Raw genomic sequence first — 20,494 nt, 5'->3', positions numbered from 1 at the left:
CGAACCTGGAGGCTGGTCTTGGAAGGCTTTCCCTGGGACGTCCTGCTGGCGGTGGTCGGGATCGCCGTCCCGGCCGTCGCGTTCTTGTGGGAGTTCGTGCTCGTCGGCCGCAAACGGCTCGGCTACCGCGTGCAGATGGACACCCCGACGGCGTCCGGACGGGGGTTCGCGCCGACGGCGGACGCGCTCGCGCAGCTCCAGCACGAGAACGGCGAGCGGCTCGTCGACCCGTCGTTCGTGCTGCTGCGCATCGAGAACAGCGGCACCACCGACATCGACACCGACGATTACGCGGTCAACGAGAACGACCGGGTCGGCGTCCGCGTGAAGTTCCCCGGCCGCACCGTGGCCGGGATGGTGGTGACCGAGCTCAGCTCGCGGCATCTGCACGAATGCTTCGGCGACGACTCCGGATGGGGCGCGCGCGACGAGAATCCCGACCGGCCCACCGGGGTGATCGACCTGCCGAGGGTGCCGCTGAACCGCGGCGCGCATTACAAGATCCTCGCCGTACTCGACCGCATTCCCGACGGCTCGCCCGACGATTTCGACGAACCCCAGGTCGTCGGCGAGATCAAGGGCGGCAGCCTCCGCGAGACGAAGAGCCGCACCGGGCCGACGCGTTCGGTGATGGCGCTGATCCTCTTCCTCGTCGTGGTCAGCATCTTCCAGCTGACCCGCTCGCTGGTCTTCGACGAGAAGCCGCCTCCGCTGGACTGCGCGTCCGGGAAGCTCACGATCACCGGATCGACGGCTTTCGCGCCGGTGCTGAAGGAAGCGGCGGCTTCGTACACGAAGACGTGTCCGGGCGCGTCGTTCGCCTTCGACAGCAGGGGGAGTGCGGAAGGGCTCGGCAGCCTGAACCAGGCCGGGAACGACGGCACGCTGGCGTTCTCCGACGGCGCGAAGGGCGAGGGCTTCCCGCGACTGCTTCCGCGTCCGGTCGCGTTCTCGCTGTTCACGCTCGTGATCAACAAGGAGGCGGGCGTCCAGGACCTGTCGCTCGCGCAGATCCGCGACGTCCACGACGGCAAGATCGCGAACTGGCAGGAGATCGGCGGCAAGGACCGGCCGGTCCGGCTCGTCGACCGGCATTCCGACTCCGGCACGCGGCGGACGTTCGAGGGGCGGATCCTGGCGGGCAAGCGGGAACCCGGCGACAACTCCGACGACTGCCTCAAACTGGCGCCGGGTGCCCAGCCGGGCGTGGTGCGCTGCGCGAAGCCGTCCACGAACGACGTCCTCGACGCGGTGTCACGCGTGCCGGGGGCGCTCGGCTACAGCGAACTCGGCGCCGCCACGAAACGCGAAGACGTGCTGCCGGTGCGCATAGACGGCCACCAGGCGACCCTGGAGGGCGCGATCCACGCGGCGTACCCGTTTTGGGAGACCGAGTACGCGTACACCTTCGGCGAGCCGAAGGCGGACTCGCTCGTCGCGAGCTTCCTGCGGTACCTGACCAATCAGGTCGGCAAGGACATCGTGCGCTCCCACGGGCACCGGCCGTGCGCCGAACTGGCGAACCCGGTGCTGTGCCGTCCGGGCGCGTGAAGGCGGCGGTGGCGGGTCGGGCACGCTGGTCGTGAGTGGCGATTCGGGTCCGCACCCGAATCGCCGCTCACGACCACCTGGACCGAGGTCAGGCGGGCGGCTTCAGGGTGACGACGGTGGCGCTGGTTTCGCCGCGCGGCGTCCGGTACTTGATCTCGTCGCCCTCCTTGGCGCCCACGAGCGCCAGGCCGAGCGGGCTGTCCGAAGTGACCGTGGAGGCGTCGGCGTCCTCGCCCGGGATCGTGACGATGTGGAGTTCGTCTTCGTCGCCGTCGGAGAACCTGAGGGTGACGGTGGTGCCGTCGGGAAGCAGGCCCTTGCTGTCGCGGCCGCCGTGTTCGAGCTTCGCCGCGACGTCGGCGATGCGCCGGTCGAGGTAGGCGGCCGCCTCCGCGCGGTCCAGCACCTCCGCCTGGTCGGCGGCGTCGCCGGTTCGTTCCTGCTCGCCGACGAGCGGCGCCATCGCGTCGCGCTGCGCACGCAGATCGGCGAGTTCCTTCTCCAGCTGCCGTCGTGCGGCCGGGCTGAACCCGTTGTCCCCTGAGGTCACCATGCCGGGCATTGTCCGCCACGGATCGGCCGCGAGCCACCTAGATTTTTCACCCGCTGTGATCGGGCGGGACGGTTGCCCTAAGCTTCAGGGCTTGTGTCCTGACTACTTCGTGTAAGGAACTTCGTGACCGCCGTTCCCGGCCGCAGCGCCCGGCTCTCCCCCAATCAACTGCAGAAACAGGAGCAGATCGTGGAAGCGACGCGTGTCGTGCTCGCCAGGGACGGCCTCGCCGGCTGCACCGTGCGCGCGATCGCGGAGGCCGGGCCGCTCACGAAGAGTGCGATTCATTACTACTTCGCGGACATCGACGTCCTGATCGACCGGGCGATGGCGGCGCACATCACAACGTTCACGGCCGATTTGCGCAAAATTTCGGCGCAGCACGATCACCCGGACGAGCGGCTCTTCGCGGCGCTCGAAGCCTTCCTCGCCGAGTTCTCCGGCCGCCCGAACGCGGCCTTTCTCTGGTTCGAGTACTGGATCGCGGCGGGCCGCGCGCAGCATCCGCAGGCCATCGACGTCATGCTGACCTCGATCACCGAACTGCTCGCGGAACTGCTCGCCCCGCTCGACGTCGAAGACCCGCGGGCGCGGGCACGGGCCCTGCTGTCCTACCTGCTCGGCGCGATCGTCCAGCAGCGTGTCCGGCGGCGGCCGTTCGCCGCACTGCGCGGCGACATCGAAGCGCTCTGTTTCGCGAACTACGGGTAGAAATACGCATTAGATCCGTACCATTACGGATTGTTCTCCTCTTCCGGCTCCGGCCATGGTGAGGTTCCCTTCCCTTGCCCAGAGCTAGGAGACGACGATGCGCATAAGACGGTGCATGGCCGTGGCGATCGCGGCCGTCGCGGCGTTCACCATCCCGGTCGCCGCGAGTCCGGCGACCGCCGACCAGCAGGCCGAAGACGCGCAGGTCCAGATCTACGAGGTCTTCGGCACCGGGACTTCCCAGCAGCGCACCCAAATCTCCCGGCTGGGCGTCGATGTACTCGGCTCCGCGGGCGGCACGACCACGTTCATCGGTGAGGCGCGCGACGCGGCGAAGATCCGCTCGCTCGGCTTCCGGGTCGAGCAGCGGGGTGTCGTCGACAGGTCGGAGACCCTCGGCACCAACGCGATCAACGACTTCCCGCCGTCGGACTCCGGCTACCACAACTACGCCGAGGTCACGACCGAACTGCGCAACGCCCAGTCGACCTTCGGCTCGATCGCGCGGCTGAGCAGCGTCGGCAACTCGTACCAGGGCCGCGCGCTGAACATGCTGAAGATCAGCGACAACGTCGCCACGGACGAGAACGAGCCCGAAGTCCTCTTCACCTGCAACCAGCACGCCCGCGAGCACCTCACCACCGAGATGTGCCTGCGGATCGTGAACCGGTTCACCCAGAGCTACGCCTCCGACCCGGCGATCAAACGCTTCGTCGACAGCGTCGAGATCTACGTGATCCCGAACGTCAACCCGGACGGCTCGGAGTACGACATCTCCGGCGGCAGCTACAAGTACTGGCGCAAGAACCGCCAGGGCAACGGCACCGACCCCAACCGCAACTGGGCCTACAACTGGGGCTGCTGCGGCGGTTCGTCGGGTTCGACGACCAGCGACACCTACCGCGGCCCGTCGGCGTTCTCCGCCCCGGAGACCAGGGCGGTGTCCAACTTCGTGAACTCGCGCAAGATCGGCGGCGTCCAGCAGATCAAGGCGAGCATCGACTTCCACACCTATTCGGAACTCGTGCTGTGGCCGTTCGGTTTCACCTACAACGACACCGCGCCGGGCATGACGGCGGCCGAGGCGCAGCGTTTCCAGACGCTGGGCAGGCAGCTGGCGGCGACCAACGGCTACACGCCGCAGCAGTCGAGCGACCTGTACATCACGGACGGGACCATCGACGACTGGATGTGGGGCACCCACAAGATCCTGAGCTTCACCTTCGAGATGTACCCGCGGGGCGCCAACCCCGGTTTCTACCCGCCCGACGAGGTGATCGTCCGGGAGACCACGCGTAACGACCGCGCCGTGGACCTCCTGCTGAACACCGCCATCGGCTGAGCGACGTTCCGTGAAGGCCTCCTGGTCTCTCCAGGGGGCCTTCACGGACTTTCGGCATAGGGTGCGGGCATGCCGATGTTCGAATTCGAGGGGCACCGTCCCCAGGTGGATCCCGAAGCGTGGATCGCCCCCACCGCCACCCTGATCGGCGACGTCGTCGTCGAGAAGGGCGCTTCCGTCTGGTACGGCGCCGTGCTGCGCGCCGACTTCGGGAGGATCCTCATCCGCGAGGGCGCCAACATCCAGGACAACTCGGTCATCCACGTCAACGGCGGCGTGACCGAGGTCGGCAAGAACGTCACCGTCGGGCACCAGTGCCTCGTGCACGACTGCACGATCGGCGAGCAGGCGCTGATCGGGAACGGCTCCATCGTGCTCGACAAGGCGCAGATCGGGGCGAAGGCCCTGGTCGCGGCCGGTGCCACGGTCACGCCGGGGATGGTGGTCCCGCCGGAGACGGTCGCCATGGGCAGCCCGGCGAAGAAGCACGTCCCGCTCGACGGCACCGCCCGCGGCTGGGTCGAGCACAACGCGGCGATCTACCAGGAGCTGGCGCGCCGTCACGCGGAAGGCAGCAAGCCGATCGATTGACCCTCCAGAAACTGGAGATCATGGCTTCGGCCGTATGGCACCGAAGTCGAAGAAGAAGACCCACCAGGCGGCGCTCGAGTCGGCCGCCGGTCCCGGCGCTGCCCGACGAATCCGCGGCCGCCGGCCGGCGGCGGATCGAACGCCGTGCCGTCCGCGCGCAGGCAGTTCTGCGGTCGCGCGGCCGGACGCAGCCGCCGGTGGTGCGCCGGACATCGTCGGCACACCGAGCCCCGGCCCGTGCTCTAGGCTTGGCCGCACCAGCGACTGGCGCCATTTGAGGTGGAGCACCACCGGGAAGCGACGACAAGGCCGGTACCGCGCGCCTGGGTCCGGCCGTCTCTGGCAGGAGTACGTCCGATGACCCACCAGCCCGAACTTTCCGCGCTCGCCGCCGCCGACCCGCAGATCGCGGGGCTCGTCGAGGACGAGGCGAAGCGCCAGCACGACAAGATCCGCCTGATCGCGTCCGAGAACTACGTCTCCCAGGCCGTGCTGGAGGCGACGGGCACCGTCCTCACCAACAAGTACTCCGAGGGCTACGCCGGCAAGCGGTACTACGAGGGCCAGCAGGTCGTCGACCAGGTCGAGAAGCTCGCCATCGAGCGCGCGAAGGCCGTCTTCGGCGCCGACCACGCGAACGTCCAGCCGTATTCCGGCTCCCCGGCGAACTTGGCGGTGTACCTCGCTTTCGCGCAGCCGGGGGACACCATCCTCGGCATGGCGCTCCCGGACGGCGGCCATCTCACGCACGGCTGGAGCGCGTCCGCGACCGGCAAGTGGTTCACCCCGGTCCGCTACGGCGTCCGCAAGGAGACCGGTCGCGTCGACCTCGACCAGGTCCGCGAACTCGCGCTGAAGCACCGGCCGAAGCTGATCTTCGCGGGTGGCACCGCGATCCCGCGCACCATCGACTTCCCGGCGTTCGCGGAGATCGCCCGCGAGGTCGACGCCGTCCTGGTCGCCGACATCGCGCACATCGCCGGCCTCGTCGCCGGCGGCGCGCACCCGTCGCCGGTCGGGCACGCGCAGGTGGTCACCACGACCACGCACAAGACCCTGCGTGGTCCGCGCGGCGCGATGATCCTCTCCGACGCCGACCACGCGAAGGCCGTGGACAAGGCGGTGTTCCCCGGTCTGCAGGGCGGTCCGCACAACCACACGACCGCCGCGATCGCCGTCGCGCTGGGCGAGGCGCAGAAGCCGGAGTTCGCCGACTACGCGCACGCCATCGTGGCCAACGCGCGTGCGCTCGGCGAGGCGCTGGTGGAACGCGGCTACGACCTCGTGTCCGGCGGCACCGACAACCACCTGCTGCTGATCGACCTGACGAACAAGAACGTGCCGGGCAAACCCGCCGCGCAGGCGCTGGACCGCGCCGGGATCGAACTGAACTACAACACCGTGCCGTTCGACCCGCGCAAACCGTTCGATCCGTCCGGCATCCGGCTCGGCACCTCCGCGATCACCACGCGCGGGCTCAAGCCGGAGCACCAGGTGCGGGTCGCGGACTGGATCGACCGCACCATCACCGCGGCGGCGAACGAGGAACAGTCCGCTTTGGACACCATCGCCGCCGAGATCCGTGAGTTCCTGGCGCCGTTCCCGATCCCGGGCTACTCGGCGTAGTCGCGACACTCCGGAATTCTTCGCCTGACGCCGGGAGGTGCAGTCGAAGTACGTGAAGGCCCCCTTCCTTGCGCCAGGCGCAAGGAAGGGGGCCTTCACGTACCGGGGAAGGTGCAGCCCGGCGGATGAGCGACTAGTGAGCCGCCGGACCGTCGACGGCCTCCTTGGCCAGCCGGTCGGTCTCGCGCTCGAACGAACGCTTGATCTCGGCCTCGGCCTCGGAGCGCCCGACCCAGCTCGAACCCTCGACGCTCTTGCCCGGCTCCAGGTCCTTGTACACCTCGAAGAAGTGCTGGATCTCGAGCTTGTGGAACTCGTTGAGGTGGTGGATGTCGCGCAGGTGCTCCAGGCGCGGGTCGTTCGTCGGGACGGCGAGGACCTTGTCGTCCGGGCCCTTCTCGTCGGTCATCCGGAACATCCCGATCGCGCGGCAGCGGATCAGGCAGCCGGGGAAGGTCGGCTCCTGGACGAGCACCAGCACGTCGAGCGGGTCGCCGTCCTGACCGAGGGTGTCGTCGATGAACCCGTAGTCGGCGGGGTACTGCGTGGCGGTGAACAGCGTCCGGTCGAGTTTGATCCGACCGGTCTTGTGGTCCACCTCGTATTTGTTGCGCTCCCCCTTGGGGATTTCGATAGTGACGTCGAATTCCACGCCGACCTCGCTGCTCTCATCTTTGGTCCGCGCGGGCGTCGCGGACGGCTCACCGAGTTCATGGTCTTGTCTTCACTAGTGTGGACCACGGGGGCCCGGGTGGTCGCATCGATGTGGTCGTATGTGAGCTTGGCCCCTTCCTCGGACGGTGGATGAAGGAGCGTTGCGTGCCGGAGAACGATGTCCCGAGGTGGCCGTCGGACGACAAGGACACCTCATCCGCCGAGCCCCAGGGCGCCAAGCGGGAGGGTGAAGCCACCGTCTGGTTGCCCATGTCGGGCCTGGCGAACGGCAAGACCGAAGAGCTGTCAGTGCCGAAGGTCACACCTGAAAGTGGCTCGTGGTTCCAGCCCGTCGTCGAGGCCGGGAGCCTCGACGAGGAACCGGACGTTCCGAAGACCCCGACACCGCAGTGGTCCGCCTTCGAGCCGGTGACGCCCGTGACGCCGGCCGAGCCGGAGCAGGACGAAGAGCCGAAGACGCGCTTCGTCAAGCCGGTCCAGCCGCAGTACGGGGACGAACCGGACTGGGACCAGTTCGACCGGGACCCCGTCACACCACCGCGTGAGGCAGAGCCCCCGGCACCCGAGCCGAGCCAGGAGCCGGCGAGGCAGGAGTCACCGGGGCAGGAGCCGGCGAGGCAGGAGTCACCGCGCCAGGAGCCGCCGCGCCAGGAGCCGCGGCGCCAGGAGCCGCGGCGCCGTCCCGAGCAGGGCCGGATCGAGCCGCCGCTTCCCGCGCCGGTCCCGTCCGCGACCATGCACGCGCGCCCCGTCCGCATCGAGCCGTCCGAAGAACGCTTCGACGCCGAAGCCACCGTCGGGATCCAGCGGCCCGAGCCGCCGTCCCAGGAACCCCCGGCGGCCGGAACCGAGGCCGCGCCCGCGCCGAAGCCGAAGCGCAGGCGCAAGGCCCTGCTGATCACGACCCTGGTCGTCGTCCTGCTGCTCGCCGGGATGGGTGGGGCCGCCGCGATGCCGAAGGTGTCGAACCGGCTCGGCCTGCCCTGGGCGCCGAACGCGCCGAAGGGTGAGATCCCCAAGCCCGCCGCGGTCACCCGGGTCCTGCACGGCCCGGATGTCAACGGCGCCGCGCCGACGAAGGAAGGTCTCGCGGCCGCGCTGGCAGGCCCCGCCGCCGCCGCGGACCTCGGCACGCTCACCGGCACCGTGGTGGACGCGGCGACCGGGAACGTCCTCTGGGACAAGAACTCCGGCACCGCGCTGACGCCGGCCTCGACCACGAAGATCCTCGTCGTGGCGGCCGCGCTGCTGTCGATGGACCACGGGACGCAGATCTCGACGAAGATCGTCCAGGGCGCCGAACCGGGCACGGTGATCCTCGTCGCGGGCGGCGACCCCTCGCTGACGTCGCTGCCGTTGGGCACCGACTCGCCGCTGTATCCGGGCGCCGCGCACGTCGACGACCTCGTCGCCCAGGTCAAGAAGGCCGCCGGTGGCAAGATCGCCAAGGTCCAGCTGGACATCAGCGTGTTCAAGGGGCCGACGTCCGCGAAGGGCTGGGACCCGGAGGACACCGCCGCCGGCAACACCTACATGGCGCCGGTCCTTCCCGTGATGGCCGACGGCGGCCGCGCCGACCCGAAGAACGACCATTCGCCCCGCGTCGCGAACCCGGCGGCCGCCCTGACCCAGAAGATCGCGGGCAAGCTCGAAGCCCAAGCCGGCGGGACGACGACGGCGCCGAAGGACGCGAAGGTGCTCGGCGAGGTCAAATCGCAGCCTCTCTCGGAGTTCGCCAGCTCCCTGATGCAGCTTTCGGACAACCTGATGGCCGACGTCCTCGCCCGCCAGATCGCGCTCACGAAGGGCGCCGAACCGTCGTTCACCGGCGGCGCGACCGCGACGATGAACGTGCTCGACCAGGCCGGGTTCGACCTCACCGGCGTCCAGATCAACGACGGCAGCGGACTGTCCGACCAGAACAAGATCCCGGCCAAGGTGCTCAGCGAGATCCTCGCGGTCGCGGCGGCGCCGGACGGCAAGGACCCGAGGACGGCCAAACTGCGCCCCCTGCTGGCGGGCCTTCCCGTCGCGGGTGGCAGCGGGACGCTGGAGAAGCGCTACGGCGATCCGGCTTCGGCCGCGGGCCGCGGCTGGGTGCGTGGCAAGACGGGCACCCTGTCCGGGGTGAACACCCTGGCGGGCGTGGTGCTGGACACCGACGGCCGGATGCTGGTGTTCGCGCTGATGTCGTCCGGTTCGGACCAGAACAAGGGCAGGGCCGCGCTCGACGTCGTCGCGGCGACCCTGCACCAGTGCGGCTGCCGGTGAGCGACCGGAATCGGAGCGTGCCGAAGTCGGGACGGAAACCGGTCTTCCAGCGGGTAGCGTCATAAGAGTGACTGAGGAAACGCCGGCCAAGACACGTTCGATGGTCGACTGGTCCCTGGCCGCCTCGACGGGCGCCCTCCTGGTGCGCGGCGGTCCGGCGGTCGACCGCGAAGAGGCCGAAGAAGCCGTCGCCGATCTGCGCGAGCTGACCAGTGAGGCGGAGGGGCACGTCCGCGAGCTGACCGGCCTCGGCCTCGACCTGCCGCTGCTGCCCGCCGAAGTCGTCGACAGGCCCGGTTGGGTCCGTTCCGCCGCCGCGGGGCTCGACGCGCTCACCGGCCGCGCGCTGCCGTCGGCCCAAGGCGGCCCGCTGGCGCCCGTGCTGGCCGGGGGCGCCGGTGTCCAGACCGGACTGGTGCTCGCCTTCCTGGCTTCGCGCGTGCTCGGCCAGTACGACCCGTTCGGCGGGCCGGAACGCCACGGACAGCTGGTGCTCGTCGCGCCGAACGTGGTCGCCGCCCAGCGCGCGATGGACGTGCCGGGACACGATTTCCGGCTGTGGGTCTGCTTGCACGAATGCACCCACCGCTTGCAGTTCACCGCCGTCACCTGGCTGCGTGACTACTTCGCCGACGAGGTCGAGCGCCTGATCGGCGGGCTCGCCGGCCGGGACGCGGACGGGCTGAGCGATCTGGTCGGCCGCCTGCCGGACACCATCAAGCAGATCGGCAAGGGCGCGGCGGGCGGCGCCGGACTCGCCGAGCTCCTGCAGTCGCCGGGCGAACGCGCGGTGTTCGACCGGCTCCTCGCCCTCTCCACGCTGCTGGAGGGGCACGCCGATTTCGTGATGGACGCCGTCGGACCGCGGGTCGTGCCGAGTGTCGAGCTGATCCGGGCGCGGTTCACCGCCCGGCGCAAGGGCGGCGGCCTGATCGACCGCGTGCTGCGCAGCCTGCTCGGCGTGGACGCGAAACTGCGCCAGTACGAACAGGGCGCGAAGTTCACCAAGCACGTCGTCGACACCGTCGGCATGGACGGCTTCAACGCGGTGTGGACCTCGCCGAACACGTTGCCGACCAGGGCCGAGATCACCGATCCGGCGGCCTGGGTGCGGCGCCTGCACGGGTGAGCGGACCGGATCCGGCGATCGCGGCCGTGCGGTCGGCCGTACGGGATTTCCTGCCGTCGGCGAAGGTCGCCGACGAGGTGTGTGTCGCCGTCTCCGGTGGCGCGGACTCCCTGGCGCTGGCCGAAGCGGCGGCGTTCGTCGGCTCCCGCGCCGGGCTGAAGGTGCGGGCACTCGTCGTCGACCACGGCCTCCAGGCCGGTTCCGCCGAAACAGCCGCTCGAGCCGCGAGCACGGCGCGCGAACTGGGTGCCGACACCGCCGAGGTCCTGAGGGTGCGGGTCGAGGGCGCGGGGGGACCGGAAGCCGCGGCCCGCCGGGCCCGCTACGGCGCCCTGCGTTCCGCGCTCCCCGACGGGCACGGCCTCGTCCTGCTCGGCCACACCCTCGACGACCAGGCCGAGACCGTGCTGCTCGGCCTCGGCCGGGGCTCCGGACCGCGGTCGCTGGCCGGGATGCGGCCATATGACCCGCCTTGGGGACGGCCTCTGCTCAACATCCCCCGCGCCACCACCCGGCAGGCTTGCCGGGCGTTCGGCGTCGACCCGTGGCAGGACCCGCACAACGAGGACGCGCGGTTCACCCGTGTCCGGTTGAGGACGGAAGTGCTGCCCCTTCTGGAGGGCGTGCTCTCCGGCGGTGTCGCGGCCTCGCTCGCCCGCACGGCCGCGCAACTGCGCGAGGACACCGAGGCGTTGGACACACTCGCGGACGAGGTCCACCTGCGCGCCTTCACCGGCGAAGGGCTCGACGCCGCGGTGCTCGCCACCGAACCGCCCGCGCTGCGACGGCGCGTCCTGCGCAGGTGGCTGCTGGACTCCGGGGTCCGCGAACTCACCGACGCCCACCTGCGTTCGGTCGACGCGCTGGTGGGGAACTGGCGGGGTCAGGGCGGGGTCTGGCTACCCGGCGAGTTGGTGGCCAAGCGGGCGCATGGCAGGCTCTTGCTCGAAGCACCCCAGTCCACCACCTAGAGGGGATCGTCCCGTGTACGAAGGCGAGATCGCCTCCGTGCTCGTCACCGAGCAGCAGATCAACGACAAGATCGCCGAACTGGCCGCGCAGGTCGCCGCGGACTATCCGGCCGACGGCCCCGGCGCGGGGCGGGGAGACCTCCTGCTCGTCGGCGTGCTCAAGGGCGCGGTGATGTTCATGACCGACTTCGCCAGGGCACTCCCTCTTCCTTCTCAGCTCGAGTTCATGGCGGTCTCCTCCTACGGCTCGGCGACGTCGTCGTCCGGCGTGGTGCGGATCCTCAAGGACCTCGACCGCGACATCGCCGGCCGCGACGTGCTCATCGTCGAGGACATCGTCGACTCCGGGCTCACGCTGTCCTGGCTGCTGAAGAACCTCGCCAGCCGCAACCCGGCCTCGCTCGAGGTCGTCTCGCTCCTACGCAAACCCGAGGCGGTCAAGGTCGACGTACCGGTCAAGTACATCGGGTTCGACATTCCCAACGAATTCGTCGTCGGATACGGCCTGGACTACGCGGAGCGTTACCGGGACCTGCCCTACATCGGCACCCTGGATCCGCACGTTTACACGTCCTGAGAACCGCTTGCCCGCGGACGCGGGAATGCGGAACCCTGAGCACCGGGAACGCGTCATAGGCTGCGATCAAGTGCGTTAACCTATGCGAAGACCAATGCCGACGAAGCCATCGTGGCCTGGCCCGGGGGAAACGGAGAGAGCTCAGATGGGGAACAGCAGCTTGGCGGACGCGAACGCGTTCAAGAACGCCGCGGCCCAGGGTCAGGTCGGGATCGACCCGGACGCGGCCCAGACCGTCCTGAACAAGATCCGCACCGGCAAGGACGCCATCGAGGCGCTGCTGGGCCGCGCGGGCGACCTCGGGCAGGCGCCGAAACTGGGCAACAACCCGGTCGGCAACGCCATCGCCGCGAAGGTGGCGAATCGCGCCGATGGCGGCGGGGACTCCTACGCCGCGGCACTCCAGAACCTGTACCAGCAGTACGAGGCCGCCGAGTCCGGCATCGTGACCGCGATGGCCCGGTACCACGAGATCGACCAGGCCGCCGCCGAGCCGTTCCGTAACGTCTGAGGGGGAGTCAGAAAGCCATGCCACCGAAGCACAGCGCCGACTCTTACGGCGAGAGCAGCAGCACCACGCCGGTCCAGCTCGGCGACAACTCGCACGCCCAGGGCATCGTGTCGTCCGCCCGCGGCCGCTCCGACGGGTTCGACATCGGCGCCGACCGCGCCATCACCAACCCGCCGAACTGGGAAAGCGCCCCGAGCAGCCAGGATCTGTGGAACCAGGCCAACCTCGGCAACGATCCCAGCACCGCGACCGGCATCAGCCAGTCCTGGGGCGCGCACGGCAGCAAGCTGAGCCAGGCGTCGAACGATCTGTACAACGCGATCTCCGAACTCGGCGCCGCCTGGATCGGACAGGGCGCGGCCGCCGCGCAGGGCTCGCTGGTCGCCATCGCGAACTCTGGTTCGCAGGCCTCCGAGGCCGCGCACACGATGGCGGACAGGCTGCAGAAGCAGGCCGACGCGGCCACCAAGGTCAAGCTCATGCCGAAGCCGACCGACTACAGCCCGGAAAAAGCGATGGCACAGGCCCTCGCGGCCGGTCCGGTCGGCATGATCACCGACCAGAAGCCCCTCGCCGACCAGGACAAGGAAGTGCGGGCGGAGCAGGCCAGGTTCCTCGAGGCCTACACCAAGGAGATGAGCGAGGTCGACAGCTCGACCCCGAGCTTCGGCCCCGAATCCCTCGGCATGAAGCCGACCGCCACGCACAACAGCGCTTCGTTCAGCGGTGTCGGCAACGTCGGCGGCGCGGGTCTCGACCCGAACGCCGTCTCCGGCACGCCGGTGCTCGCCGGCACGCACGGTTACGGCGGCGCGCAGGGCGGCGTCGGGGCCCCGGTCCACGCCGGTCCGGAAGCGGGTTCGTTCTCGCAGGCCGGCTACACCCCCGCCGCGGGGAACCTGCCTGCTTCCGGTGTCGCGCCGGGTGCCGGCGTCGCCTCCGGCGCGGGCGCCCCGATGGTGACCCCGCACGCCCCGGCGAGCGGCGGCAACGGGCTCGGCCAGGCCCTCACCGCGGCCGCGCTCGGCGGCGGCCTCGGCTACGCCGGTGCCAAGGCGCTCGGGCAGGGCAACAAGTCCGGCGCCAAGGACACCGACAACACCGACGCGGCGGCCACCGAGAAGGCCCCCGCGCAGAGCGCCGCCTCCCAGGCCGTGCCGCAGCAGGGCATCGTGTCCTCCGGTGGCACCATCGGCGCCACCCCGCCGATGCAGGGCATGGGCGGGATGGGCATGGGCGCCCCCGGTGCGCGGGCCGAGCAGGAAGAGGAGCACACGCACGCGTCGTTCCTCATCGAGCCGGACCCGGACGACGCCTTCGGCGCCAACGAGGCCACCCCGCCGCCGGTCATCGGCGCCTGGACCGAAGACGACGAACGCTAGAGCGGTTTTCACCGGGCGCGCGGCCGATCTGGCCGCGCGCCCGGTGACCTGCGCGAGAGCCTGGTGGCGAAGCTGCAGGTCGACGCCGAACGGCGACCACGCGTGAACCCGCCCCGGCCGAAGGCCCCGCTGTCGCGGCGGCAGGACACCCTGCCCGCGGTCGTGCGGTGGATGACCAGGAAACGTCCTGCCGACGCCGATCGCGGACGCGGGTTCACCACCAGACATTTGGGGGCGGAAGATGGCGAACGGTGAGCTGCTCACCCCGGTCGAGCTGGACTTCCTGTGGGAGGGCGCGAACGCCGGTGAGCTGCCGTACCCGCTGCGGCTCCGCTCGCACGGGGCGACCATGGACGAGCGCGCCGCGCTGCGGACGCAGACGCTCCAGTCGCTGAACCGGCGTCGGCTGGCCGACGAACGCGGCCGTCCCGAGCCGCATGTCGAGGACTACTTCGGCGTCCTCGCGCGGCCGGACCTGAGCCTGGACTGTGTCCAGCTCGACAATCCCGACACCGAACCGCTGCTCGCGGTCGCGTCGCTGCTCGGCGGCCAAGGCCTGCTGACGGTGCAGGACCCGCGCGGCTTCCACTTCCACCCCATCGCCCCGGACGGTCTCGCGAGCGCGATCGTCTCCCTCCTGCCGCCGGGTTCGCGCGGCACGGAGAAGTCGATCACCCTCCCGTTGGACGGCCTGGTCGGCGCTTCGGGGGCGGACTTCCTCCAGCGTCGTCAACCGCAGGTCGACGGCTCGGCGACGTCCGACGAGGACCGCAAGGCCCTGTCGCGGCTCCAGGCGCAGCCGCGGCTGCGCGGTGGCCAGTTCGGCGGCAACGCGCGCAGCAAACACGGCACGCGCACCCGGTCTTCGGTGCTGAGCTGGTTCGACACCCAGTCCGGCCGGTACTTCACCCAGGCCACGCGCGGTGCCGACGGACGGGACTGGATCACCATCGCCCCCGCGGATCCGGCGACGCTGCGGCACCGGCTCACCGAGATGCTGGGGAAGATCGCGGCGGACGCTTCACCCGCGCGCTGACCCTCTCGGTCCCTTCGCGTGCAATGAAAGGTCCCTTACTTGCAAAATTCGCGAGTAAGGGACCTTTCATTGCGTTTCCCCGGCGCGGGAACACGGACGTTTCCCGGATCCGGCCACCGACTGTCGTACCCCTTCGCTATCGTGAACCCCCTGGGCGTCCCGAGGCCCGGGAGCCGAGGTGCCGGGAGGGCACGGAGCAATGCACCAGGAACACTTCACACCGATGGCGTTCGACTTCCTCTGGGAGTCCGCCGAGCTCGGCGACCTGCCCTACCCCCTGCGCGTACGGTCACACGGCGCGACCGAACTCGAGCGCCGGGCGCTGCGCCAGCGCGTCGACAACGAACTCCAGGCCCGCGGGCTCCGCGACGGCCGGGGAAGGCTGGAGCGAAGGATCGAGGACTGGCTGTACCTCCTCGCCCGCGGCTCGCTGACCATCGACGCGCTGCACATCCCCGCGTTCCAGGCCCCGACGGTCGCCGTGCTCGGTGCCACCGACGGCACCGACGGGGTGATCGCGATCCAGGACCAGTCCGGGATCTGGTTGCGGGAGGCGCCCGCCGACGGTCTTCCGACAGCGGTCGTCGAGCTGCTGCCGCCGGGTCAGCGCGGCTCGGAGGCGTCCGTCACGCTGCCGATCGACGACGCCCGCCGCACCGAGCCGATCCGTGCCGCCGTCAACCCGACGAAAAAGGCCGAGGAGCCCGAAGCGGCGAAGACCCGTCGCAAGGAGAAGCCCCGCGTCTCGCTCAGTGAGCGCATCACCGCGGATCCGCGCGAGGCGTTCGGCAAGCTCACCGGCCAGCCGAGGCTGCGCGGCGGTCAGCTGGCCGCGAACAGCCGGTCCCACGTGGGCGCCAAGCAGCGGTCACGGGTGCTCGGCTGGTTCGACACCGCGAGCGGGCGTTACCTCAGTACGTCACAGGCGGGTCCGGACGGCCGCGAATGGGTCACCGTCTCACCCGCCGACGTCAAGACACTTCGCACGCGGCTGGGCGAAATGGCCGCCGGTGTGGCGGTCGACACACGTTAGGGTGGCCGTCGCGGTCACCCTCCGGGAACCCTCGCGCGGCGTCCGCCGTTTACCTCCGAGAGGCTCACCACCCTCGTCCGTCCAGGCGGGCGGTATCCTCCAGGGGCGGGTGTCGGAGCACCATGGGTCGTCAAGATCGTGCTGGCGGGTATCACAGGAGCCGCCCAACCAGGAAGGGTCGAGGCCACCAGGGCCGAGTCGTATGAACCGGAAGAGCGTGCTCAAGAACCCAGTGCTCTGGATTCTCGCGGCGGTACTGGCGTTTCTCGCATACAACACGATCTTCGACAGCGATCGTGGCTACACCCAGGTGCCGATCTCGATCGCGAATCAGCAGATCACCGCGAACAACGTCAAGGAAGCCTCGCAAGAGGACAAGGAGCAGCAGATCAAGCTGCTGCTGACCAAGAAGATCGAGGTCGAAGGCCAGCAGGTCGACCAGATCATCGCCCAGTACCCGGCCAACGTCGCGGGCACCGTCTACAACCAGCTCATCGGTCTCAAGAACGGTGACAACCCGGTCAAGTTCACCACCAAGGTCACCCAGCAGAACGTCCTCACCCAGATCCTGATCTTCGCCATCCCGCTGGCGCTGGTGCTGGGCCTGCTGATGTGGATGATGAACAACGCCCAGGGCGGCGGGAACCGCGTCCTCAACTTCGGCAAGTCGAAGGCCAAGCAGCTCAACAAGGACATGCCCAAGACGACCTTCGGGGACGTCGCGGGCGCCGACGAGGCCGTCGAAGAGCTGTACGAGATCAAGGACTTCCTGCAGAACCCGGCGCGCTACCAGGCGCTCGGCGCGAAGATCCCCAAGGGCGTGCTGCTCTACGGGCCGCCGGGTACCGGTAAGACGCTGCTCGCGCGAGCCGTCGCCGGCGAGGCGGGCGTGCCGTTCTACACGATCTCCGGTTCCGACTTCGTCGAGATGTTCGTCGGTGTCGGCGCCTCCCGCGTCCGCGACCTGTTCGAGCAGGCCAAGCAGAACGCGCCCTGCATCATCTTCGTCGACGAGATCGACGCGGTCGGCCGTCAGCGTGGGGCCGGCCTCGGCGGCGGTCACGACGAACGCGAGCAGACGCTGAACCAGCTCCTCGTCGAAATGGACGGCTTCGACGCGCGCGGTGGCATCATCCTGATCGCCGCGACCAACCGTCCCGACATCCTCGACCCGGCGCTCCTGCGTCCCGGCCGTTTCGACCGTCAGATCCCGGTGTCCGCGCCGGACATGCGCGGTCGCAAGGCGATCCTCGAGGTGCACGCCAAGGGCAAGCCGATCGCGCAGGGCACCGACCTGAGCAGCCTCGCCAAGCGGACCGTCGGCATGTCCGGCGCGGATCTGGCGAACGTGCTCAACGAGGCCGCGCTGCTCACCGCCCGCCAGAACGGGCACGTGATCACCGACGCCGCGCTGGAGGAGTCGGTCGACCGCGTCGTCGGCGGCCCCGCCCGCAAGAGCCGGATCATCTCCGAGAAGGAGAAGAAGATCACGGCCTACCACGAGGGCGGGCACGCGCTCGCCGCGTGGGCGATGCCGGACATCGAACCGGTCTACAAGCTGACGATCCTGCCGCGCGGGCGCACCGGCGGGCACGCCCTGCTCGTCCCGGAGGACGACAAGGAGCTGATGACCCGTTCGGAGATGATCGGGCGCCTGGTCTTCGCGATGGGCGGCCGGACGGCGGAGGAGCTCGTCTTCCACGAGCCCACCACCGGTGCCTCCTCCGACATCGAGCAGGCGACCAAGATCGCCCGCGCGATGGTCACCGAATACGGCATGAGCGCCCGGCTCGGCGCGGTCAAGTACGGCCAGGAGCAGGGCGACCCGTTCCTCGGCCGCTCGGCGGGCCGTCAGGCGGACTACTCGCTAGAGGTCGCGCACGAGATCGACGAGGAGGTGCGCAAGCTCATCGAGACCGCGCACACCGAGGCGTGGCACGTGCTGAGCACCTACCGCGACGTGCTGGACGAGCTGGTCATCGAGCTCCTCGAAAAGGAGACGCTGACCCGCAAGGATCTCGAGCGGATCTTCGCGACCGTCGAGAAGCGCCCGCACATCACCATCTTCAACGAGTTCGGCGACCGCAAGCCGTCCGACAAGCCGCCGATCAAGACCCCCGGCGAGCTGGCGATGGAGCGCGGCGAGCCGTGGCCCCCGCTGGAGGAGAAGAAGGAGCGACCGGTGCTCCAGCCGGCGCCGACCCCGGTCGGTACCGCGCCGGGCGGCGGCGACCTTCCCGGTGGCCCGCCGTACACGCAGCCCGCCCCGCCGCCGGACCCGAACGCGAACCCGTACGCTCCGCCGGCGCCGGGTGCCTATCCCAACGGTGGTCGCCCCAACGGTGGGCCGAACGGCACCGCTCACTGGCCCCAGGCATATGGTGGGCAGCAGCCGGGCGGTCCGGCAGGCGGTTATCAGGGTGGGCCCGTTGGCGGCCCGCCGAATTACGGGGCGCCTCCCGGATGGACCCCGGCCACGCAGCCGGGCGGCCAGCCGAACCAGCCCTGGCGTCCCGCCGAAGACCGCCCGCGTGACGGCTGGTTCGCTGACCAGCCCGGCGGTCAGCAGGACGAAGGACAGCAACGGCGTGACGACGGACAGGACGACACCAAGCGGTAACGGCGCGAGCCCGGTCTTCGACCAGGACCGGGCCGAAAAAGCCGTACGCGAACTCCTGCTCGCCTGTGGTGAGGACCCGGACCGGGACGGCCTCCTGGAGACCCCGGCCCGGGTCGCTCGCGCTTACCGGGAGATGTTCGCCGGGCTCTACACCGAGCCGGACCACGTCCTGGACCGCACGTTCGACGAGGCCCACGAAGAACTCGTGCTCGTGACGGACATCCCGATGTTCAGCACCTGCGAACACCACTTGCTGTCCTTTCACGGCGTCGCCCATGTCGGCTACATCCCCAACGAGCACGGCAAGGTCACCGGCCTGTCCAAACTGGCCCGCCTTGTCGATCTGTACGCCAGACGTCCGCAGGTCCAGGAGCGCATCACCTCCCAGGTGGCCGACGCGCTGATGCGCAAGCTCAAGCCCCGTGGCGTGATCGTCGTGATCGAGGCCGAACATCTCTGCATGGCCATGCGCGGGATCCGCAAACCAGGGGCCAGGACGACGACGTCGGCCGTTCGCGGCCTGTTGCAGACTTCGGCGTCCTCGCGGGCGGAGGCGCTGGACCTGATCAAGGGCCGTCGATGACCGCCCTGCCCCGGCCCGGACGGTGCGCCGTGCTGGGCATCCTGAACGTCACCCCCGATTCCTTTTCGGATGGTGGCCGCTACCTCGGGGTCGAGCAGGCGCTGGAGCACGCGCACGAGATGTGGGAGCGCGGGGCGGATCTCATCGACGTCGGTGGGGAGTCGACGCGGCCGGGTGCGTCCCGGGTGGACGCCGACACCGAGATCTCCCGGATCATGCCGGTGATCCGCTCGCTCGCCGCCGACGGTGTGGCGATGTCCGTGGACACCACGCGTGCCGAGGTCGCCCTCGCCGCCGTCGAAGCGGGCGCGTCCGTCATCAACGACGTCTCCGGCGGGCTGGCCGACCCGACCATGGCGAAGGTCGCCGCCGAGACCGGCGTCCCGTACGTACTGATGCACTGGCGCGGGCACAGCAAGGACATGAACGCGCTGGCGTCCTATGCCGACGTCGTCGCGGACGTGCGCGCCGAGCTGCTGTCCCGAGTGGACGAAGCGGTCGCCGCGGGCGTCGACGAGGGGGCGATCGTACTCGACCCCGGACTCGGGTTCGCGAAGAACGCCGAACACGACTGGGCACTGCTGCACCGGCTGGATTCCTTGCTGTCACTGGGTTTCCCGGTTCTCGTCGGCGCCTCGCGCAAACGGTTCCTCGGCCGTCTCCTGTCCGGAAAGGACGGAAAGCCCGCTCCGCCGGACGGCCGTGAGAACGCGACCGCGGCGGTGTCCGCGCTCGCCGCGGCGGCCGGTGCCTGGGGAGTGCGGGTGCACGAGGTCGGCGCGAGCATCGACGCCGTGACCGTCGCGGCGGCTTGGCGGAAGGGGAGTCCTGTTGGCTGACCGGATCACGTTGACCGGGCTGCGGGTCTTCGGCAGGCACGGGGTCTTCGACCACGAGAAACGTGACGGGCAGGAGTTCGTCGTCGACATCGTGGTGTGGCTGGACCTCGGCCCGGCCGCCGCCTCCGACGATCTCACCAAGACGCTGCACTACGGCGAGCTGGCGGAACTCGCCGCCGGGATCGTGGCGGGTGAGCCGTACGACCTCATCGAGAGTGTCGCCGGGAAGATCGCCGACGAGGTGCTGCGCGACGAGCGGCTGAGCGCCGTCGAGGTGACGGTGCACAAACCGTCCGCGCCGATCCCGCTGACCTTCGACGACGTCGCCGTCACGGTGTTTTCTGCGCGCGCCGCCGAAAACGCGCGGACGGGGCGCGGACCGGAGCCTTCCCGGCGGTTGCCGTGACCGGCGCCCCGGCAGCGTGTTTTCAGCCGGTCGGGCGGCCGCGAAAGAGCGCGCGCACGGTGAAGTCTCCGATCGCGTGCCGCGCGC

At 69.9% G+C, this 20,494-nt stretch carries 20 protein-coding genes; 18 read left to right on the top strand and 2 right to left on the bottom strand.

What is annotated here, in order from left to right; genetic code table 11:
• The first annotated feature begins 18 nt into the window (after positions 1 to 18).
• A complete protein-coding gene (locus tag P3102_RS34730) occupies positions 19 to 1,551 on the top strand; it encodes a substrate-binding domain-containing protein (protein ID WP_276364883.1) in 1,533 nt (510 codons plus the stop codon).
• A gap of 88 nt (positions 1,552 to 1,639) precedes the next feature.
• On the opposite strand, the gene P3102_RS34725 is transcribed toward P3102_RS34730, so the two are convergent.
• Complete coding sequence (locus P3102_RS34725; RefSeq protein WP_276364882.1) at positions 1,640 to 2,104, bottom strand: GreA/GreB family elongation factor; 465 nt, start codon at positions 2,102 to 2,104, stop codon at positions 1,640 to 1,642.
• 123 nt (positions 2,105 to 2,227) lie between these two features.
• Here P3102_RS34725 and P3102_RS34720 point away from each other — a divergent pair, with 123 nt between their 5' ends.
• The 4 genes from P3102_RS34720 (at position 2,228) to glyA (ending at position 6,374) form a co-directional block, all read left to right on the top strand.
• Positions 2,228 to 2,815 carry a TetR family transcriptional regulator gene (locus tag P3102_RS34720; RefSeq protein ID WP_276364881.1) on the top strand — a complete coding sequence of 196 codons (588 nt, stop codon included), beginning with the start codon at positions 2,228 to 2,230 and terminating at the stop codon, positions 2,813 to 2,815.
• A 115-nt stretch (positions 2,816 to 2,930) separates the two neighbouring features.
• Positions 2,931 to 4,157 (top strand): M14 family metallopeptidase, encoded by a 1,227-nt coding sequence (locus P3102_RS34715; RefSeq protein ID WP_276371486.1) that lies wholly within the window; start codon positions 2,931 to 2,933, stop codon positions 4,155 to 4,157.
• A 69-nt stretch (positions 4,158 to 4,226) separates the two neighbouring features.
• Positions 4,227 to 4,748: a gamma carbonic anhydrase family protein gene (locus P3102_RS34710; RefSeq protein WP_276364880.1), complete on the top strand. Its 522-nt coding sequence runs from the start codon at positions 4,227 to 4,229 to the stop codon at positions 4,746 to 4,748.
• Positions 4,749 to 5,105: 357 nt separating this feature from the next.
• The gene (gene glyA / locus P3102_RS34705) at positions 5,106 to 6,374 is read left to right on the top strand and encodes a serine hydroxymethyltransferase (RefSeq protein ID WP_276364879.1); all 1,269 of its coding nucleotides are present in this window, start codon (positions 5,106 to 5,108) and stop codon (positions 6,372 to 6,374) included.
• A 133-nt stretch (positions 6,375 to 6,507) separates the two neighbouring features.
• Here the strand turns inward: glyA and P3102_RS34700 are convergent, their stop codons facing one another.
• Positions 6,508 to 7,026 carry an inorganic diphosphatase gene (locus P3102_RS34700; protein WP_276364878.1) on the bottom strand — a complete coding sequence of 173 codons (519 nt, stop codon included), beginning with the start codon at positions 7,024 to 7,026 and terminating at the stop codon, positions 6,508 to 6,510.
• A 167-nt stretch (positions 7,027 to 7,193) separates the two neighbouring features.
• Here P3102_RS34700 and dacB point away from each other — a divergent pair, with 167 nt between their 5' ends.
• From dacB to folB, 13 genes are all read left to right on the top strand, one after another.
• A complete protein-coding gene (gene dacB, locus P3102_RS34695; RefSeq protein WP_276364877.1) occupies positions 7,194 to 9,320 on the top strand; it encodes a D-alanyl-D-alanine carboxypeptidase/D-alanyl-D-alanine-endopeptidase in 2,127 nt (708 codons plus the stop codon).
• A 100-nt stretch (positions 9,321 to 9,420) separates the two neighbouring features.
• Positions 9,421 to 10,449, top strand: coding sequence for a zinc-dependent metalloprotease (locus tag P3102_RS34690; protein ID WP_276371484.1), 1,029 nt, complete (start codon positions 9,421 to 9,423; stop codon positions 10,447 to 10,449).
• On the top strand, positions 10,446 to 11,420 hold the full coding sequence (tilS, locus tag P3102_RS34685) for a tRNA lysidine(34) synthetase TilS (RefSeq protein WP_276364876.1): 975 nt from the start codon (positions 10,446 to 10,448) through the stop codon (positions 11,418 to 11,420). The genes P3102_RS34690 and tilS overlap by 4 nt, the downstream gene beginning before the upstream one ends.
• 13 nt (positions 11,421 to 11,433) lie before the next feature.
• Positions 11,434 to 11,997: a hypoxanthine phosphoribosyltransferase gene (gene hpt, locus P3102_RS34680; RefSeq protein WP_125786176.1), complete on the top strand. Its 564-nt coding sequence runs from the start codon at positions 11,434 to 11,436 to the stop codon at positions 11,995 to 11,997.
• Between the two features lie 145 nt (positions 11,998 to 12,142).
• On the top strand, positions 12,143 to 12,508 hold the full coding sequence (locus tag P3102_RS34675) for a hypothetical protein (RefSeq protein WP_276364875.1): 366 nt from the start codon (positions 12,143 to 12,145) through the stop codon (positions 12,506 to 12,508).
• A 17-nt stretch (positions 12,509 to 12,525) separates the two neighbouring features.
• Complete coding sequence (locus P3102_RS34670; RefSeq protein ID WP_276364874.1) at positions 12,526 to 13,890, top strand: hypothetical protein; 1,365 nt, start codon at positions 12,526 to 12,528, stop codon at positions 13,888 to 13,890.
• Positions 13,891 to 13,953: 63 nt separating this feature from the next.
• Positions 13,954 to 14,145 (top strand): hypothetical protein, encoded by a 192-nt coding sequence (locus P3102_RS34665; RefSeq protein WP_276364873.1) that lies wholly within the window; start codon positions 13,954 to 13,956, stop codon positions 14,143 to 14,145.
• Positions 14,132 to 14,926: an ESX secretion-associated protein EspG gene (locus P3102_RS34660; RefSeq protein WP_276364872.1), complete on the top strand. Its 795-nt coding sequence runs from the start codon at positions 14,132 to 14,134 to the stop codon at positions 14,924 to 14,926. The genes P3102_RS34665 and P3102_RS34660 overlap by 14 nt, the downstream gene beginning before the upstream one ends.
• 199 nt (positions 14,927 to 15,125) lie before the next feature.
• Positions 15,126 to 15,959 (top strand): ESX secretion-associated protein EspG, encoded by an 834-nt coding sequence (locus tag P3102_RS34655; RefSeq protein WP_276364870.1) that lies wholly within the window; start codon positions 15,126 to 15,128, stop codon positions 15,957 to 15,959.
• Positions 15,960 to 16,161: 202 nt separating this feature from the next.
• Positions 16,162 to 18,579, top strand: coding sequence for an ATP-dependent zinc metalloprotease FtsH (gene ftsH, locus P3102_RS34650; RefSeq protein ID WP_276364869.1), 2,418 nt, complete (start codon positions 16,162 to 16,164; stop codon positions 18,577 to 18,579).
• Complete coding sequence (gene folE / locus P3102_RS34645) at positions 18,548 to 19,162, top strand: GTP cyclohydrolase I FolE (RefSeq protein ID WP_276364868.1); 615 nt, start codon at positions 18,548 to 18,550, stop codon at positions 19,160 to 19,162. Before ftsH ends, folE begins: the two co-directional genes overlap by 32 nt.
• On the top strand, positions 19,159 to 20,001 hold the full coding sequence (gene folP, locus P3102_RS34640) for a dihydropteroate synthase (protein WP_276364867.1): 843 nt from the start codon (positions 19,159 to 19,161) through the stop codon (positions 19,999 to 20,001). The genes folE and folP overlap by 4 nt, the downstream gene beginning before the upstream one ends.
• Positions 19,994 to 20,407, top strand: a complete 414-nt coding sequence (gene folB, locus P3102_RS34635) for a dihydroneopterin aldolase (protein ID WP_276364866.1) — start codon at positions 19,994 to 19,996, stop codon at positions 20,405 to 20,407. The genes folP and folB overlap by 8 nt, the downstream gene beginning before the upstream one ends.
• The last annotated feature ends 87 nt before the right edge of the window (positions 20,408 to 20,494 follow it).

The organism is Amycolatopsis sp. QT-25 (assembly GCF_029369745.1).
GTDB lineage: Bacteria > Actinomycetota > Actinomycetes > Mycobacteriales > Pseudonocardiaceae > Amycolatopsis.
Note: the sequence above shows the minus strand (reverse complement) of the source record. Positions and strands in the feature narration are given on the sequence as shown.

Coding starts and splice junctions, on each gene's coding strand:
- P3102_RS34655 (WP_276364870.1), top strand. CDS start 15,126: ATGCACCAGGAACACTTCACACCGATGGCGTTCGACTTCCTCTGGGAG.
- P3102_RS34675 (WP_276364875.1), top strand. CDS start 12,143: ATGGGGAACAGCAGCTTGGCGGACGCGAACGCGTTCAAGAACGCCGCG.
- P3102_RS34710 (WP_276364880.1), top strand. CDS start 4,227: ATGCCGATGTTCGAATTCGAGGGGCACCGTCCCCAGGTGGATCCCGAA.
- glyA (WP_276364879.1), top strand. CDS start 5,106: ATGACCCACCAGCCCGAACTTTCCGCGCTCGCCGCCGCCGACCCGCAG.
- folP (WP_276364867.1), top strand. CDS start 19,159: ATGACCGCCCTGCCCCGGCCCGGACGGTGCGCCGTGCTGGGCATCCTG.
- P3102_RS34670 (WP_276364874.1), top strand. CDS start 12,526: ATGCCACCGAAGCACAGCGCCGACTCTTACGGCGAGAGCAGCAGCACC.
- P3102_RS34715 (WP_276371486.1), top strand. CDS start 2,931: ATGGCCGTGGCGATCGCGGCCGTCGCGGCGTTCACCATCCCGGTCGCC.
- ftsH (WP_276364869.1), top strand. CDS start 16,162: ATGAACCGGAAGAGCGTGCTCAAGAACCCAGTGCTCTGGATTCTCGCG.
- P3102_RS34725 (WP_276364882.1), bottom strand. CDS start 2,104: ATGGTGACCTCAGGGGACAACGGGTTCAGCCCGGCCGCACGACGGCAG.
- P3102_RS34690 (WP_276371484.1), top strand. CDS start 9,421: ATGGTCGACTGGTCCCTGGCCGCCTCGACGGGCGCCCTCCTGGTGCGC.
- P3102_RS34660 (WP_276364872.1), top strand. CDS start 14,132: ATGGCGAACGGTGAGCTGCTCACCCCGGTCGAGCTGGACTTCCTGTGG.